The organism is Sporosarcina sp. SAFN-015 (assembly GCF_051966875.1).
GTDB lineage: Bacteria > Bacillota > Bacilli > Bacillales_A > Planococcaceae > Sporosarcina.
Window position 1 is genome coordinate 149,682 of record NZ_JBQCKP010000002.1, and the last position, 17,227, is coordinate 166,908.

Here is a 17,227-nt window from a genome sequence, read left to right on the forward strand (position 1 = left end):
AGGGGAGGTAATACAATTGGCAAAGAAGCAATTTATGCTACTTGCAAGTCTCTTGCTTGTTCTCAGCGTATTTTTAGCTGCATGTACAGGTAAAGACAAAGAGGATGCTGGTGAAAAAGAACCGGCTAAGGAAACAGGCAAAGAGAACACAGAAGAAACGACAGAGGAAGATCCAGCTGAAGAAGATGCAAGCGCTGGCCTAGACTTCCCGTTCGAAGTATCGAACAAAGCTGAGCCAATCGAAGACGGAGAAATGACAATCGCAATGGTTACAGACACTCCGTTTGAAGGAACTCTTGCACCTGTATTCTATTCAGGCGCATATGACTGGGAAGTAATCAGTAAGTTCCACGAAAGCGTATTTGCTTACGATGGCGACTACTTGATCACTCAAGACGGTGCTGCTAACTGGGAAATTAGTGAAGATAATAAAACAATCACAATTACAATTAAAGACGGCGTTAAATGGCATGATGGCGAGCCTTTAAAAGCTAGTGACCTTCTTTACTCTTACCAACTTCTTGGTCACCCTGATTACACAGGAACTCGCTACACGTACATGATCTCTAACGTTGAAGGTATGCCTGCATACCATAACGGCGAAACAACAGAAATTTCTGGTATCACAGTTTCTGAAGATGACAAAACAATTGCTATCACTTACACAGAAGCGACTCCATCGCTAATGTCTGGTATTTGGGGCCATGCTACACCTAGACACCATGTCGGCGATATCATGACTGGTGAAGTGACAATGGAAGAGCTTGTTTCTTCTGATAAAATCCGTGTAAACCCAATCGGTTTCGGTCCTTACAAAGTTGCAAAAATCGTACCAGGCGAGTCTGTTCTTTATGAGCGCTTTGATGACTATTGGAGAGGGAAACCTGCTCTAAAATCATTGGTTCAAAAAACAGTAAGCTCTGCTTCAATTCTTGAAGTTCTTAAAAAAGGTGAAGTGGATATCGCTTCTATCCCTGTAGACCAATATCAAAACGCTAAAGAAATCGACAACATCGAGCTTCTTGCTGACGTTGATACTGCTTACACATATATCGGGTTCAAACTTGGTAAATGGGATGCAGAAAATAAAACAAACGTAACTGATCCAAACGCAAAAATGGCTAACAAACTTGTTCGTCAAGCTATGTGGTATGCAATGGATAACGAAACAATCGGTAAAGAGCTTTATCACGGTCTTCGTTTCCCAGCAACTACTTTGATCATTCCTGTATTTGCTAGCTTCCATGATTCTAGCATTGAAACACCGTCTTACGATCCGGAAAAAGCGAAAGCACTTCTTGACGAAGCTGGATACGTAGATACAAACGGCGATGGTTTCCGTGAAAACGACAAAGGTGAAGAATTCGTTCTTAACTTTGCTTCTATGTCCGGCGGAGAAACTGCTGAGCCAATCGCACAGTTCTACATTCAAAACTGGGCTGACGTAGGTATTAAAGTTCAACTTCTAGACGGACGTCTACACGAGTTCAACTCCTTCTACGACATGGTAGAAGCTGATGATCCGAAAATTGACATCTACCAAGGTGCATGGGGAACTGGTACTGATCCAGATCCATCCGGCCTATACGGAAGAGATGCTGCGTTCAACTACACTCGTTACACAAGCGAGAAAAACGACGAGCTTCTTGCAGCTGGTACATCTGAAAAAGCATTTGACTCAGACTACCGTAAAGATATCTACAAACAATGGCAACAGTTGATGGTTGAAGAAGTTCCGGTTGCACCAACTGTATACCGTTACTACCTAATGGGCGTTAACAAACGTGTTGTTAACTACTCTATCGATCCAGATTCTGACCTATTCTTGTATCAAATGGGTGTAAGTGAATAATAATTGATTATTGAGCAATCTCAGTAATCTGTAAACCGCCATCCGGGCAACTGGATGGCGGTTTTTTGATGAAATCTGCAACCCGTTACTACTTACTTTCAACAATAGCATGAATCTATTTTTTGAAACCATATTGTAATATTCTTAAAAATTTGATAGGATTGAACTTACCAATTAATCGATTATACTAGCAATTCAGAGAGGTAAAGGAATGGGGGAAGCAAAGTTGAAGATTTACGTATCCGTTGACATGGAAGGGATTACAGGGCTGCCCGATTACACATTTGTCGACTCGGCCAGACATAATTATGAACGAGCGCGCCGTATTATGACCGAGGAAGCGAATGCTATCATACGCGCAGCGATTGGACAAGGGGCTGAACAAGTCCTCGTGAACGACAGCCATTCCAAAATGAACAATTTGCTAGTTGAGGAGCTGCATCCGGATGCAGATTTAATAACAGGTGATTTGAAAGCGTTTTCCATGGTACAGGCGCTCGATGAATCATTCGATGGTGTAATCTTCGCGGGTTACCATGCAAGAGCAGGTCAGCCGGGCGTCATGAGTCACTCGATGACATTTGGCGTACGGAATATGCATATAAATGATGTAGCGATTGGTGAGCTTGGCTTAAATGCATATGTAGCCGGCTATTATGGAGTGCCTGTCATTATGGTCGCTGGGGACGATCGTGCTTGTCAGGAAGCGGAAGACTTGATTCCTGGCATTGTGACTGCAGCGGTTAAGCAATCTATTTCCCGTTCTGCGGTAAAGACGCTGCATCCGACAAAGGCTCATGCATTGATCGAGGAAAAGGTCGCAGAAGCGATTGCCAAGCGTTCAACGATCAAACCGCTCGTGCCGCCAGCACATCCTGTGTTGTGTATTGAGTTTACAAACTACGGTCAAGCCGAATGGGCTGCTCTCATGCCGGGATGTGAAATTGAGCAGGGGACGACGATCGTGAAATTTGAAGCGAAGGACATTCTGGAAGCATATCGGGCAATGCTCGTCATGGTCGAATTGGCAATGCAAACAAAGTTCTGCTAAAGGGGGGAGTGGCGCATGGCAATTTACATAGTTAAAAGATTCTTCATGATGATTGCGACTATCCTCATCATCGCGACACTGACATTTTTTTTGATGCATTCAATACCGGGTTCACCGTTTGATGAAGAACGGACATCGAACCCGACAATCCAGGCGAATTTGGAGAAATTCTATAAGTTGGACCAACCGACACATGTGCAATACTTATATTATTTGAAATCGATTGCGACATTTGACTTTGGACCTTCCATTAAAAAGCCGAACGACTCAGTGAATAAATTACTTGCGAGGGGTTTTCCGATATCACTCGAACTAGGAATGGTAACGATCATCGTTGCGGTTCTATCGGGGATTACATTAGGGACATTTGCCGCCTTGCGACATAACGGCATTATCGATTATGCGGCGATGGCTTTCGCGGTCGTCGGGATATCCGTTCCGAACTTCGTATTGGCGACGGTGCTGATCCAGCAATTGGCGGTAAACTGGAATCTCCTACCGCCAGCGACGTGGAGCAGTCCGCTTCACATGATCTTGCCGACATTGGCGCTTGCCACTGGTCCTACCGCAATCATCGCACGTCTGACACGTTCGAGCATGCTCGAAGTGCTGACCCAAGATTATATGAAAATGGCGAGAGCGAAAGGACTATCACCGATGCGGATAGTGCTTCGGCACGCACTTCGCAATGCGCTCATGCCGGTCGTCACAATTATGGGGACGATGCTTGCAGGGATTTTGACGGGGACATTCGTTATTGAAAAAATCTTTGCGATACCGGGCATGGGGAAATACTTTGTCGAGAGCATCAATAACCGTGATTATCCGGTCATTATGGGCTCGACTGTATTCTATAGCGCATTCCTCGTATTCATGTTGTTTTTAGTAGATATCGTCTACGGATTCCTTGATCCTCGCATTAAACTTCACCGAAAGGAAGGTGAGGCGTGATGGTGAGTCATCAGCAAAACGTAGAAGTCCAGGATGAATGGTTCCAACCGAAAGGAAAGGACACGGAAAAAGCAGAATCGGTCGTACGTCCGTCGCTCTCCTATTGGAAAGACGCCTGGCGCAGATTACGGAAGAATAAAATGGCGATGGGCGGCTTGGTATTCTTAATTATCCTAACGCTTTTCGCGATATTCGCTCCGATTCTGTCACCGCATAATATAGAAACGACGCAATATGCAAACCAAAACTTGCCGCCGTCCTCGACACATTGGTTCGGCACGGACGACAAAGGATGGGATGTCTTTACGAGAACTTGGCACGGTGCACGCGTATCGCTGTTCGTAGGTGTTGCTGCCGCATTGATCGACTTTTTCATCGGAATTATCTATGGGGGGATAAGCGGTTATAAAGGTGGAAGGACAGATACAGTGATGATGCGTATCATTGAAATCTTGTACGGGCTTCCCCACTTGCTCGTCGTCATTCTGTTAATGGTTATCATGGGACCGAGCTTAACGACAATCATCGTAGCGCTGACAATTACAGGATGGGTCGGAATGGCCAGGATTGTCAGGGGACAAGTGCTTCAAATTAAAAACTACGAATTTGTAACCGCCTCAAAATCATTTGGAGCCAAAACACCAAGGATCATACGGAAAAACTTGCTGCCGAATACAATGGGTCCGATCATCGTTCAAATGACATTGACTGTACCGAGTGCCATCTTTGCGGAAGCCTTCCTAAGCTTCATTGGGCTAGGAATTCAAGCCCCTGTTGCGAGCTGGGGGGTCATGGCGAATGATGCGTTGCCGGTTATCTTGTCAGGTCATTGGTGGAGGTTATTTTTCCCTGCATTCTTCATTTCAATGACAATGTTTGCATTTAACGTCCTCGGAGACGGTATGCAAGATGCACTTGATCCGAAACTGAGGGGGTGACTGGATTGGATAATAGAAAATATGCACCGTTGGATGAAAGTCATGGCGGGACAGCAGTCGCGCAGGAACCAAAAAAATTACGCAAGCGCAATAAAATATTTACAGACGTCATGCTTTCTGTACGTGACCTACACGTATCGTTTAAGACATTTGGGGGGGAAGTACAAGCGCTTCGCGGCGTTTCATTCGATCTTTACAAAGGAGAGACGCTTGCGATCGTCGGAGAGTCAGGCTGTGGGAAAAGTGTCACCGCGAATACGATCATGGGACTCATTCCTAAGCCTGCGGGCCGCATAAAAAATGGAAGTGTCATATTCAAAGGAAAAGATTTAACGAAGCTCGATAAATCCGAAATGAGAAAGGTGCAAGGGGTCGATATTTCGATGATCTTCCAAGACCCGATGACCGCTTTGAATCCGACACTCAAAATCGGAGAGCAATTGACGGAAGGTTTGCGAACCCACCAAAAAGTTAGTAAAGAAGAAGCACGGAAAAAGGCGATTAATCTTCTGGAAGTGGTCGGCATCCCGAATCCAGAGGAGAGGATGAAGCAATATCCTCATCAGTTTTCCGGAGGGATGCGGCAACGGATCGTCATTGCAATTGCTCTAATCTGTGAGCCAGAACTGCTTATCGCCGACGAGCCGACAACCGCACTGGACGTTACAATCCAGGCACAGATTCTAGAGCTGTTCGAAGAAATACAGGAACGGACAGGCGTTTCAATCATTCTCATTACACACGATTTAGGGGTTGTAGCGAAAATAGCGGATCGAATTGCGGTCATGTATGCAGGAAAAGTCATTGAAATCGGGGGGAAGCGTGAAGTGTTCTACACACCGCAGCACCCCTATACGAAAGGGTTGCTCGCTTCCGTCCCACGACTCGACTTAAAGGAAGAGGAGCTTCAACCGATTGAAGGGACGCCGCCAGATTTATTCGCTCCGCCGATCGGATGTCCGTTTACGGCAAGATGCCCATTCGCTATGGAAGTGTGCGACCGCGTATACCCTACAACAACCAGCTTGTCCGATACACATGCCGTCGACTGCTGGCTGCAGGACGAACGGGCGAAGAAAGTTTTTACATTCAACTAGGTTTTCCGCACGAAAGTGCTTAGCAAGTCATATATAAACAAAGGGGGCTATTGAAATGAAGAAATGGTTGACATTCTTGATGGTGGCAATGCTTGCACTCGTACTTGCAGCATGTACCGCGAACAAGGACGCAGGCAAGGAACCGGAAGAACCGGCGGATACTACATCGACGGATGATGGGAAAGAAGAAGGCAAGACAGAAGAGGCAACTTCCGGGGAGAAAATCCTCTTAATGAACAACGGGGAAGAGCCGACATCGTTCGATCCGTCCATCGGATTCAACGCAGTGTCTTGGAGCGCTCTCAATAATATCATGGAAGGTTTGACACGCCTTGATGAAGACCATAAAGCGGTCGAGGCAACAGCTGAAAAAATCGACATTTCCGAAGACGGATTAACGTACACATTCACAATCCGCGATGGCGCGAAGTGGTCCAACGGAGATCCGGTTGTAGCAGGTGACTTCGTATTTGCATGGAAGCACATGTTGAATCCGGAAACAGCGTCTCCAGCAGCGTTCCTAGCTTACTTTATCGAAGGAGCGGAAGCATACAATAACGGAGAAGGCTCCGCTGATGACATCGCTATCGAAGCTCAAGATGACAAGACGTTCGTCGTCAAATTAACTGCACCAAACGAAGCATTCTTGAACATTATTACAAATCCAAGCTTCTTCCCAATCAATGAAAAAGTAGCGTCTGCTGATCCAGCTTGGCATACAGAAGCTGCAACATTCGTAGGGAATGGGCCGTTCAAATTGACTGCATGGGACCACGATGTCAGCTTCGAATTTGAAAAGAACGAACATTACTGGGATGCAGGGGCTGTTAAGTTGGATAAAGTTCACTGGGCAATGGTGAACGACTCAACGACAGCTTATCAAATGTATCAAGCTAATGAATTGGATGTAACAGGCGTACCATCTGAAATTGCTGATCAGTTGAAGGATAGTGAAGAGCTACGCATCGATGACCAAGCGGGCTTGTATTTCTATCGTTTTAACACTTCAATGGAACCATTTACGAACAAAAAGATCCGCCAAGCATTTGCATTTGCGGTTGATCAAGAAGAAATCGTCAATTTTGTAACGAAAAATGGCGAGAAGCCAGCACATGGCTTCGTCACATATGGCTTCATCGGACCGGATGGTCAAGAATTCCGTGATTCCGTAGGCGACCTCGTCTCCTTCGATCCGGAAAAAGCAAAACAACTTTTGGAAGAAGGTATGAAAGAGGAAGGCTATTCAGAGCTTCCGAAAGTGACAATTTCTTATTCTACGAGCGAATCACACCAGAACATCGCGATTGCTCTTCAATCCAAGTTTAAGGAAGTGCTCGGAGTTGACGCAGAGCTTCAAAATGTTGAAAGCGGAGTATTCCTTTCAGAGCAAAAAGAGTTCAAATACCAAATGTCCCGTTCTTCTTTCTTGCATGACTATGCTGACCCTGTGAACGCGCTCGAAAGCTTCATTACTGGCTCTTCGATGAACCGTACAACATGGTCGAATGCGGAATATGACAAGCTCATCGCGGACATCAAAAATGAAACTGACGAAAATAAACGTTGGGAATTACTGAAACAGGCAGACACGCTTCTCATGGATGAAATGCCTGTATTCCCACTATACTTCTACAACCAGACATCACTTGAAAAACCGGGCGTATCCGGTATCCTGCGTCACCCTGTCGGCTATGTCGATTTGAAATACGCGGATAAGAACTAATGAACAAGTCGCGGTGTCCTTCATGGCGCCGCGATTTTCTAATTATGCGTATTTGGATAAAGATATCCATGTTAACAATGATTATTAATGGAAAGAGGTGCCGGAGATTGAGAATACGACCGAAAAGGCTGCATGCAGGGGATACGATTGGAATCGTTGCTCCTTCAAGCCCTCCGAATCAAGCCAATCTAGAACGCTCTCTCGCTTTTCTTGAACAGCTTGGACTGAAATGGAAATTCGGGCGACATGTAAATAATGTCAATGGTTATTTAGCAGGTTCGGATGATGAAAGGCTGCAAGACTTGGAAGACATGTTCGCGGACCCGTCCATCAGCGGCATCATTTGTGCGGGGGGCGGATATGGTTCGGCTCGCTACACGGATCGGCTGGATTTGCAGTTGATTCGGGAAAACCCGAAAGTGTTTTGGGGATTCAGCGACATTACATTCCTCCATACGGCAATCGGCCTGTATTCGAACCTTGTCACCTTTCATGGTCCGATGCTTGCATCTTGTGTCGGAAAGGACACTTTCCATGAACTCTCCGCAAAAATGTTCCGGCAATTGTTCGAACCGATGGAGCTACATTATACCGAGGAGATTTCCCCGTTAAACGTACTTGCAAGTGGCAGTGCGCAAGGCGAGCTTGTCGGAGGGAATCTGTCACTGCTTGCGGATACGATCGGGACGAAATTTGAAATCGACACGAAAGGGAAGCTGCTATTCATCGAAGACGTTGGAGAGGAGCCGTACCGAGTCGATGGGATGTTGAACCAATTGCGAATGGCGGGGAAACTGTCAGATGCAGCTGGAATCGTTATCGGGGATTTCTCGGATGTAGAACCAAAGAAACAGCAGAGGACCTTGTCATTGGATGACGTGTTCCACCATTATTTGGGCGGATTAGCAAAGCCGGTTGTGGAGGGCTTCAAGATAGGTCACTGCGAGCCGCATTTCGCGATTCCCCTAGGGGTCGCCGCAAAGCTGGACGCAGATCAAAAGACATTGACGATTTTACCGGGGGTGGAATGAATGCGCATCCGCTCAATCGAAACAATTCCCGTCGCTGTCCCGTTGACGAAGCCGTTTAAAACGGCGCTTCGGACAGTGACGACAGCATATGCCATCTACGTGAAAGTGACTTGTGAAGACGGACGCACCGGTTGGGGAGAAGCGCCTCCGACCCACGTTATTACAGGCGATTCCCTCGGAAGCATTACATACGCGATTGAAGAGGTGATTGCGCCGCTTTTAGTAGGGAAGGATGTTCGGAATCGCGAGGAGATATTCCGCCTGGTGAAACGGTCAATCGTCCGCAATACAAGTGCAAAAGCCGCTGTAGACATGGCCATCCATGACCTGCTTGGGCAGTTAGCGGGCATACCGCTCTATCAATTGCTTGGTGGGAACAGAAGCGAAATTGAAACCGACTTCACGGTGAGTGTCAACGATGCGGCTGAAATGGCAGATGATGCAGAGCGTTATATTGCTGAAGGCTTTAACGTATTGAAAGTGAAAGTCGGCATCGGGGACATTAACGAAGATATTGAGCGAATCCGGGCGATTCGGGAACGAGTAGGGGCGGCACCAAAAATTCGGCTCGATGCGAACCAAGGGTGGAAGCCGAAGGAAGCGATCTTTGCGATTGGAAAGATGGAGGACGCAGGGCTCGATATTGAATTGATTGAACAGCCAGTGCTTGCAGATGATATCGATGGGCTATTGTATGTGACAAATCATACACTCACACCGATCATGGCGGATGAAAGCGTGTTTTCCGCGAAAGATGCACTCCATGTATTGGAGCGTCGGGCGGCAGATTTGATTAATATTAAACTAATGAAATCGGGTGGAATCCACGAGGCATTAAAGATCAATGCATTGGCGGAAACGTACGGCGTTGAATGCATGGTCGGCAGCATGATCGAGACGAAGCTCGGTATAACAGCTACAGCCCATTTTGCTGCTAGCCAGCCGAACATTACTAGATTCGATTTCGATGCACCGCTTATGTTGGCAAAGGATATTGTCGCAGGCGGCATCGTCTATGACGGAAGGGTCATCCGGCTGCCTGAAGGGCCAGGGCTCGGATTGGATCAGGAAGGAATGGAACTGATCGGGAAGGGGACAGGACAATGACGGAGTTGACAGTGAATATGTACGCATGCGCAGTGCCGGTCGCGACTGTTTGGACTTCACCAGAGTCGGCGCGGGAGATGGACGTTGACGGTATTTCTAATCCGCTTCAACTGAACAAATGGCTGGAGAAGCTTGCATATGAAGAACGGCTGGACTTGTGCAACGGCAATCGAGTGCAGACGCAAATTTTGTACGGTGAACCTGTCATCGTTGACGAAATCGAAGGTGAATGGGCGAAGGTGATTGCCGTCTGGCAGCCGTCAAAGAAGGATGAACGCGGCTATCCGGGGTGGGTGCCGTTGCGCCAATTGAAAAAGGCATCGCCACTTGCAGAGGCCGGTGGATTCGTAAGAGTGTCGGTCCCAAAATCGCAATTATGGAATCCGGACGGGACGCCTTTTATCATTGTTCCGTTCAATACGATTTTGCCGCTGACCGATGAAAGCGACGACTACTTCCATGTGCAAACACCTGATGGGGACGCATTAGTTTTGAAAACGGATATCGTGCGGGCCTCATCCGTCCATCAATTTAAAAAGCGGAAAGCGGCGGCCGCTGTCGAAGAGGGCCTTGCCTATTTGGATCTTCCATATTTCTGGGGTGGCATGTCCTCGTACGGCTTTGATTGCTCCGGCTTCACGTACAATATGCTGAAAGCTTGCGGGCATTTCATCCCACGGGATGCGGGCGATCAGGCGAGAAGCGGCGAGGAAGTGCCGATGGATAAGCCGGAGCATTGGGAAAAAGGAGATTTGCTATTCTTCGCAAATGACGAAGGAAAAGGAAACGTCCGTCATGTCGGGTTTTATTATGGAAATGGATTGCTTCTTCATTCTCCTTCAACAGGGCAGTCGATCGAGCTAGTAAAGCTTGCAGGTTCGAAGCTGGAGCGGGAATTATGCGCAGTCCGCCGGTATGGCAAAGATGAAGGGGGAAATTGAATGGCTCACGATGTGATTTTATCCGTAAAGGATTTGAAACGCCATTTTGATGTAGGCAAAGGATTGAAGCTGAAGGCTGTCGACGGTATCAGTTTTGACATTTTCAGAGGAGAGACGTTCGGGCTTGTCGGCGAATCGGGCTGCGGCAAATCGACAGCGGGCCGGACAATCCTAGGCCTGTACAATAAAACGGACGGCGAAGTTCTCTACGAGGGACGAAGTGTCCATACGATGACTGACAGTGAACGGCAGCGCTTTTTAAAGAAAATGCAGATGATCTTCCAAGATCCGTACGCATCATTGAATCCCCGTTCCACTGTGTATGAAATTATTTCGGAGCCGATGCAAATCCATGGGATGTACAAGACGCAAGCGGAGATGAGAGCACGTGTCAATGAATTGCTTGAGGATGTCGGCTTGAACCGGGATCATGCGAACCGTTACCCGCATGAGTTTTCCGGCGGTCAACGGCAACGTATCGGCATCGCCCGTTCACTGGCTCTTGACCCGGAATTCATCATCGCTGATGAGCCGATTTCCGCGCTCGATGTGTCCGTGCAAGCGCAAGTCGTTAAACTACTTCAACGTCTGCAGCGGGAGAAGGGCTTGACGTATTTATTCATCGCACATGATCTGTCGATGGTCAAATACATTTCCAGCAGGATCGGCGTTATGTATTTAGGGCATATGGTAGAGCTCACTACGAGCGCGCAGCTTTATGACAAGCCGCTTCACCCTTACACGGAAGCGTTGTTATCGGCGATTCCAATTCCAGATCCGGATATCGAGGAGTCGCGTGAACGGATTTTATTAAAAGGTGAGCTGCCAAGTCCGATTAATCCGCCATCTGGCTGTGTGTTCCGGACACGCTGTCCGTATGCGATGCCGGTGTGCGGAGAGTTGAAGCCGAAATGGCTTGAAAAGGAAGAAGGGCATTTCGTCGCTTGTCACTTGCATGATGAGGAAGTGATGAAGCGGTCGGATGCGGTAAAGATTCCAGTAGGGTCGTCCTGATTATGATCAGGACGATTTTTTTATGGTTTATCGAATGGATCGATAGTCCCGAGATGAGCATAACTACGCCAAATTGCGCCATAACTGGCCGAAACTTGAGCATTATCTTCTGGTACTCGCGCAAAACACCCTCAAACTCGCGTATACGTGAAAAAATCGCGCAAAACATAACCGATACACGGAGGATTGCTGCGCGGGAAGCTGTATGGGCTCTGGCATTGCCAACGGCGCGATTTCCAAGGAAAAATTTCCTGTTTCCGTTAATGTTGCCAAGGATATTTGGTTATCTTATAATAGTATCGTTGTAATTCCTCTTTTCCCTCTATCGGCCTGCATCGCGCCAGGTCCCAATCAATCGGGCTGCGCCAGCCCTATATTGCATACTCTTGCAAGACACAAGAATTCGAAAAAATTGAATAGGAAAGGCAGACGGAGTAGAATACTGTCTTTAGTTGTCGAAAATGTCTGATTATAATTCGGGGGTGTTTTTTGTTGAAGTTATCACCAGTTGAACAGGAAAAATTGATGTTGCACGTGGCGGGAGAGCTTGCGCTGAAGCGGAAGGCCCGTGGGGTAAAGTTGAATTACCCTGAGGCTGTGGCTCTTATTTGTCATTTTATTATGGAAGGCGCTCGTGATGGTAAGTCCGTCGGTCAGTTGATGAGTGAAGGAAAGCAGTTGCTGACAGCGGATGATGTGATGGAAGGCGTCGAAGATATGGTGAAGGATGTGCAGATTGAGTGCACATTTCCGGACGGAACAAAATTGGTTACGGTGCATCACCCAATTCAATAATAGAGGGGGTTTTTCGTTTGAAACCAGGAGAGATCAAGGCTGCTGAAGGATGGATTGAAATTAACGTGGGGCGTGATGTGAAGACGGTGAAGGTCGCAAATACAGGTGACCGTCCGATTCAAGTCGGGTCTCATTTCCATTTCATAGAGGTGAATAAATTTCTTGAATTCGACCGTGAGCAGGCGGTCGGAATGCATTTGAACATACCTTCAGGGACAGCGGTGCGTTTTGAGCCGGGCGAGGAGAAGGAAGTGGAGCTTGTCGAGTTTGGCGGGAAGCGCCATGTGTTCGGTTTGAATAAATTGACAGAAGGTTCCACTCATAAAAGAGATGAGATTGTAGAGAAGGCATCGGATGGCGGATTTAAAGGAGCTGACAGTTAAGTGAGAATTACACATGAACAGTATGCAAGAATGTTCGGCCCGACTGTGGGCGACAAGGTTCGTTTAGCGGATACCGATTTATGGATTGAAATCGAAAAGGATTATACGACGTATGGAGATGAAGGCATTTTCGGCGGTGGTAAATCCCTTCGCGTGTCAATGGGACAGAACAGCGAGAAGACGTCCGACGAAGGCGTGCTTGATACGGTCATTACAAATGCGACGATCATTGACTATACAGGGATTGTGAAGGCGGATATTGGGATAAAGAATGGAAGGATCGTCGGCATTGGCAAGGCGGGAAATCCGAATACAATGGATGGTGTCGATCAAGGCATGATTATCGGAGTCGGCACGGAAGTGTACGGCGGCGAAGGCTTGATCGCGACAGCGGGTGCGGTCGACACACATATCCACCTCATTAGCCCGCAGCAGGTGGATGTGGCATTGAATGCAGGAACGACAACATTCATTGGTGGTGGGACAGGTCCGGCATCTGGTTCAACTGCGACGACAGTGACGCCGGGGAAATGGCATTTGCATCGGATGCTTCAGCAAATTGAAGACATTCCGTTGAATATAGGTATTTTCGGGAAAGGTAGCGCTGCTTTTCCAGAACCGCTTGTTGAACAAGTCCGAGCGGGTGCAATTGGCATGAAAATCCATGAGGACTGGGGGGCAACTCCGTCGGCATTAGATCAAAGCTTGAAAGTGGCGGATGAATATGACATTCAGATCGCTCTGCACTCCGATACGTTGAATGAAGCTGGTTTTGTCGAGGATACGATCAATGCGATTGATGGACGGGTCATCCACGTTTTCCATACGGAAGGTGCTGGCGGAGGTCATGCGCCTGACCAGTTGAAGATGGCATCATTGCCGAATGTATTGCCGGCTTCGACAAATCCGACGAAACCTTTTACAGTCAATACGATTGATGAGCATATGGACATGCTCATGGTTTGCCACCATTTGAAGCGTGATGTGGCGGAAGATGTCGCTTTCGCAGACTCGCGAATCCGTCCGGAAACAATCGCTGCAGAGGACATAATGCAGGATCTTGGAATTTTGAGCATCATGTCATCCGACTCCCAAGCTATGGGCCGCGTTGGTGAAGTGGCGATACGGACATGGCAGACGGCGGATAAGATGAAGAAGCAGCGAGGTCCGCTTCCACAAGATGAAGGAAAGGGCCATGATAATTACCGCGTTAAGCGATACATTTCAAAATATACGATCAACCCTGCGATTGCCCAAGGAATTTCGCATGAGATCGGTTCCATTGAAGAAGGGAAATTGGCGGATATCGTTTTATGGGATCCCGCATTTTTCGGCGTAAAAGCACAAGTTGTTATTAAAGGCGGCATCGCGGTGTATGCAATGACGGGCGATCCGAATGCTTCCATTCCAACTCCACAGCCTTTAATGGGCCGCCGGATGTACGGCTACCATGGACAAGGTCCTCAAAATGCCGCAATGACATTCCTGCCAAAAATCGCAGTGGAAGAAGGACTTCCGGAACAGCTGGGGCTGAAAAAGATGATTGGAACGGTGAAAAATTGTCGTAACGTATCAAAGGCGGACATGAAGCATAATAGCGAAATGCCCGTAATTGACGTCGACCCGGAGACATATGAAGTGAAAATCGACGGCGAACTCGCCACGTGCGAACCGGTAGACGTACTGCCAATGGCGCAGAGGTATTTTTTATTCTAATAAAACCCCAGTCTTAGCTATGAAGGAGAATACAAGATGCTAATTGAAAAAATCATATGCAATATCGGTGATACAGAAGAAATCCCAGGAAAACGCATCGAATGGGTCGAACTCGAATGGGAAGAATTAAGCAAACGAATTTTGCGTACGGAATCGACAGAAGGTACGGATGTCGCATTGCGCATCGATCAGGAAGAGCCTTTGAAATACGGTGACTTGCTGTTCGAAGACGACGAGCGATGCATCGTGATCCGGACGAAGATGGAACCGGTCATCGTCATTCGTCCGAAAGATATGGTCGAAATGGGCAAAGCTGCATTCGAGCTTGGCAATCGCCATACTCCAGCGTTAATCGAAAAAGATGAAATTGTCGTCCGCGCAGATCACACGTTGGCGCCATTATTGGATGAGGTGGGTGTGGACTATGAGACGACAGAACGAAGATTCAAACAACCTTTCAAATACCGTGGCCATTCCCACTGATATTCAGTTTTTGCGTTTGCTTCAAATTCACGATTCAGCATTCCCGATCGGCACCTATACGCAATCATACGGAATGGAAACGTATATCCAGGAAGATATTATCCGGAAGAAAGAAGAGCTGATTGACTTTTGCACGACTTTCCTCCATCAAAATCTCGTATATGGCGATGCTATTCTCATTCAGGAAGCGTATAAGGCTGCAAAGCAACGTGATACGGATCGGCTGTTGCATTTGGAAAATCTTTGCGGGGCCATCAAACTTGCAAAAGAATCCCGCGATGCGAGTGTCAATTTGGGCAGGCAGTTCATCAAAACAGTTTCACCGCTCGTCGAGGATGCCTTTTTCGACGAGTGGAAAAACCGGATCGATGCGAATGAAATAAAAGGGCATTATGCAATCCTTTACGGAATTTATTGCGCTGTCAATGATATGGAGGCTCATTATGCAGTCCTATCGTATTTATTTTCATCGGTGAACGGGCTTGTCCAAAACGCAGTGCGTGCAGTGCCGTTCGGACAAAATACGGGTGTGCAGGCAATGCATCAATTGGCTGAAGAAGTCGTTGTAGCTGCCGGAATTGTTGCCGGTTTGCAAGAATCGGATATTAGTAACAATGCGTTAGGCATTGAGCTTGCATCAATGAAGCACGAATATTTATTTTCAAGATTATTTATTTCATGACAGGAGGCGTTTCTATATATGAAACCAGTACGTATCGGAATCGGGGGTCCCGTCGGATCGGGCAAAACATCGCTCGTCGACGCACTGACCCGCGCAATGCATGAAGATTATAACGTTGCAGTGATTACGAATGATATTTATACACGTGAGGATGCGCAATTCCTCATGAATCACGGTGTGTTGAATGAAAACAGGATTCTCGGAGTAGAGACTGGCGGATGCCCGCATACCGCAATCCGTGAAGATGCGTCTATGAACTTCGCGGCAATCGATGAGTTGAAGGAACGTTTCAATGATCTTGACATCATTTTCGTTGAGAGCGGCGGCGATAACCTGTCCGCGACATTCAGCCCTGAGCTTGTAGATGGGTATATATATGTAATCGATGTTGCAGAAGGACAAGATATTCCTAGAAAAGGAGGCCCGGCGTTAACGAGATCCGATCTTTTATTGGTCAATAAAACTGACCTTGCTCCGCATGTCGGCGTTGATCTTGAATTGTACGAGAGCGACGTGAAGAAGATGCGAGGCGGCCGCCCTTACGTTCTCGCGGACGTCCGTACACGGAAAAATGTCGACCAGATCGTCAATTGGATCAAACGGAATATGTTGCTAGAAGGCGCAGGGACTTCAAGTGCTGGCGAGTAAAGTTGCTCGTCGACACCATAATGGAGTGCTGGATATGGTGTTTGAGCCGAGAAGAGGCTACACCCGGTTGACGCATGTATTCCAGCAGCCTCCATTGAAGGCGAGCCGTGAGTTATACGAAGGTAATGACCCTACGGCGACGGTCTATTTGATGGAGTCGTCGGGTGGAATGGTGGCAGGCGACCGGAATGACATTTCAATCCGCCTACTGCCCGGTAGCAAAGCAAGAATCATCCAGCAATCGGCGTTAAAGGTATACAGGTCCCATACAGGTGAAACTTGCGTACAATCGATAGATGTGGAGGTCGCAGAAGACGCTCGTCTTGAATGGATGCCTGAAGTGATCATCCCATTCGCAGATTCCAAGTTTCAAATGGAAACGACGATCCGTTTGGCAAAGGGCTCAACTTTGCTTTGGGGGGAAATTCTCGCTCCTGGCCGGGAGATGCGCGGGGAAGTATTCGATTTCTCTTCATTAAAATCAATGATGAAGATTTATGTCGATGAGGAGCTGCTCGCCTTCGACAGCATTCATTTCGTCCCAGAAAATCTACATCTGCATAAGCTTGGTTTACTTGAAGAGGCATTGTATGTCGGATCCATTTGGCTCGTTTCCGATGAAGCGGACAAAATTGATCTACGGGCGATTCAGGAAGCGATGAACGTTGGCGACGGATTACGTGCAGGCGTTACCAGACTAGCTGGAAATGCGGTGCATTGCCGTTTTCTTGGGGTCAATCAATGGAGACTGCAGCAGGAATTGAAACGTGTCTTTTCCGAATTGTCGGCGCTCATATGAAAGTGCGAGGGAAACT

17 protein-coding genes are annotated in these 17,227 nt (G+C 47.5%); all 17 read left to right on the top strand.

What is annotated here, in order from left to right; genetic code table 11:
- Positions 1–16 precede the first annotated feature (16 nt).
- A complete protein-coding gene (opp4A, locus tag ACTHPA_RS03710; protein ID WP_440498773.1) occupies positions 17–1,852 on the top strand; it encodes an oligopeptide ABC transporter substrate-binding protein in 1,836 nt (611 codons plus the stop codon).
- 226 nt (positions 1,853–2,078) lie between these two features.
- A complete protein-coding gene (locus tag ACTHPA_RS03715; RefSeq protein WP_440499202.1) occupies positions 2,079–2,903 on the top strand; it encodes a M55 family metallopeptidase in 825 nt (274 codons plus the stop codon).
- Between the two features lie 15 nt (positions 2,904–2,918).
- Positions 2,919–3,854 (top strand): ABC transporter permease, encoded by a 936-nt coding sequence (locus ACTHPA_RS03720; protein WP_440498775.1) that lies wholly within the window; start codon positions 2,919–2,921, stop codon positions 3,852–3,854.
- The gene (locus tag ACTHPA_RS03725) at positions 3,854–4,792 is read left to right on the top strand and encodes an ABC transporter permease (RefSeq protein WP_440499203.1); all 939 of its coding nucleotides are present in this window, start codon (positions 3,854–3,856) and stop codon (positions 4,790–4,792) included. Before ACTHPA_RS03720 ends, ACTHPA_RS03725 begins: the two co-directional genes overlap by 1 nt.
- A 110-nt stretch (positions 4,793–4,902) precedes the next feature.
- Positions 4,903–5,889: an ABC transporter ATP-binding protein gene (locus tag ACTHPA_RS03730; protein WP_440499204.1), complete on the top strand. Its 987-nt coding sequence runs from the start codon at positions 4,903–4,905 to the stop codon at positions 5,887–5,889.
- Positions 5,890–5,944: 55 nt separating this feature from the next.
- Positions 5,945–7,612, top strand: coding sequence for an ABC transporter substrate-binding protein (locus ACTHPA_RS03735; RefSeq protein ID WP_440498776.1), 1,668 nt, complete (start codon positions 5,945–5,947; stop codon positions 7,610–7,612).
- A gap of 107 nt (positions 7,613–7,719) precedes the next feature.
- Positions 7,720–8,643 carry a S66 peptidase family protein gene (locus ACTHPA_RS03740; RefSeq protein WP_440498777.1) on the top strand — a complete coding sequence of 308 codons (924 nt, stop codon included), beginning with the start codon at positions 7,720–7,722 and terminating at the stop codon, positions 8,641–8,643.
- On the top strand, positions 8,644–9,750 hold the full coding sequence (locus tag ACTHPA_RS03745; protein WP_440498778.1) for a mandelate racemase/muconate lactonizing enzyme family protein: 1,107 nt from the start codon (positions 8,644–8,646) through the stop codon (positions 9,748–9,750).
- Positions 9,747–10,691 carry a C40 family peptidase gene (locus ACTHPA_RS03750; protein WP_440498780.1) on the top strand — a complete coding sequence of 315 codons (945 nt, stop codon included), beginning with the start codon at positions 9,747–9,749 and terminating at the stop codon, positions 10,689–10,691. The genes ACTHPA_RS03745 and ACTHPA_RS03750 overlap by 4 nt, the downstream gene beginning before the upstream one ends.
- Positions 10,692–11,705: an ABC transporter ATP-binding protein gene (locus tag ACTHPA_RS03755; protein ID WP_440498781.1), complete on the top strand. Its 1,014-nt coding sequence runs from the start codon at positions 10,692–10,694 to the stop codon at positions 11,703–11,705.
- A gap of 492 nt (positions 11,706–12,197) precedes the next feature.
- Positions 12,198–12,500, top strand: coding sequence for an urease subunit gamma (gene ureA / locus ACTHPA_RS03760; protein ID WP_440498783.1), 303 nt, complete (start codon positions 12,198–12,200; stop codon positions 12,498–12,500).
- Positions 12,501–12,517: 17 nt separating this feature from the next.
- A complete protein-coding gene (gene ureB, locus ACTHPA_RS03765; protein ID WP_440498784.1) occupies positions 12,518–12,883 on the top strand; it encodes an urease subunit beta in 366 nt (121 codons plus the stop codon).
- Positions 12,884–14,599, top strand: coding sequence for an urease subunit alpha (gene ureC, locus ACTHPA_RS03770; protein WP_440498786.1), 1,716 nt, complete (start codon positions 12,884–12,886; stop codon positions 14,597–14,599).
- A gap of 36 nt (positions 14,600–14,635) precedes the next feature.
- Positions 14,636–15,082 carry an urease accessory protein UreE gene (locus tag ACTHPA_RS03775; protein WP_440498787.1) on the top strand — a complete coding sequence of 149 codons (447 nt, stop codon included), beginning with the start codon at positions 14,636–14,638 and terminating at the stop codon, positions 15,080–15,082.
- Positions 15,024–15,764, top strand: coding sequence for an urease accessory protein UreF (locus tag ACTHPA_RS03780; protein WP_440498788.1), 741 nt, complete (start codon positions 15,024–15,026; stop codon positions 15,762–15,764). The genes ACTHPA_RS03775 and ACTHPA_RS03780 overlap by 59 nt, the downstream gene beginning before the upstream one ends.
- An 18-nt stretch (positions 15,765–15,782) precedes the next feature.
- Positions 15,783–16,412: an urease accessory protein UreG gene (gene ureG, locus ACTHPA_RS03785; protein WP_440498789.1), complete on the top strand. Its 630-nt coding sequence runs from the start codon at positions 15,783–15,785 to the stop codon at positions 16,410–16,412.
- 34 nt (positions 16,413–16,446) lie between these two features.
- The gene (locus tag ACTHPA_RS03790) at positions 16,447–17,211 is read left to right on the top strand and encodes an urease accessory protein UreD (RefSeq protein WP_440498790.1); all 765 of its coding nucleotides are present in this window, start codon (positions 16,447–16,449) and stop codon (positions 17,209–17,211) included.
- The last annotated feature ends 16 nt before the right edge of the window (positions 17,212–17,227 follow it).

Coding starts and splice junctions, on each gene's coding strand:
- ACTHPA_RS03720 (WP_440498775.1), top strand. CDS start 2,919: ATGGCAATTTACATAGTTAAAAGATTCTTCATGATGATTGCGACTATC.
- ACTHPA_RS03725 (WP_440499203.1), top strand. CDS start 3,854: ATGGTGAGTCATCAGCAAAACGTAGAAGTCCAGGATGAATGGTTCCAA.
- ACTHPA_RS03730 (WP_440499204.1), top strand. CDS start 4,903: ATGCTTTCTGTACGTGACCTACACGTATCGTTTAAGACATTTGGGGGG.
- ACTHPA_RS03735 (WP_440498776.1), top strand. CDS start 5,945: ATGAAGAAATGGTTGACATTCTTGATGGTGGCAATGCTTGCACTCGTA.
- ACTHPA_RS03745 (WP_440498778.1), top strand. CDS start 8,644: ATGCGCATCCGCTCAATCGAAACAATTCCCGTCGCTGTCCCGTTGACG.
- ACTHPA_RS03750 (WP_440498780.1), top strand. CDS start 9,747: ATGACGGAGTTGACAGTGAATATGTACGCATGCGCAGTGCCGGTCGCG.
- ACTHPA_RS03755 (WP_440498781.1), top strand. CDS start 10,692: ATGGCTCACGATGTGATTTTATCCGTAAAGGATTTGAAACGCCATTTT.
- ACTHPA_RS03775 (WP_440498787.1), top strand. CDS start 14,636: ATGCTAATTGAAAAAATCATATGCAATATCGGTGATACAGAAGAAATC.
- ACTHPA_RS03780 (WP_440498788.1), top strand. CDS start 15,024: ATGAGACGACAGAACGAAGATTCAAACAACCTTTCAAATACCGTGGCC.
- ureG (WP_440498789.1), top strand. CDS start 15,783: ATGAAACCAGTACGTATCGGAATCGGGGGTCCCGTCGGATCGGGCAAA.
- ACTHPA_RS03790 (WP_440498790.1), top strand. CDS start 16,447: ATGGTGTTTGAGCCGAGAAGAGGCTACACCCGGTTGACGCATGTATTC.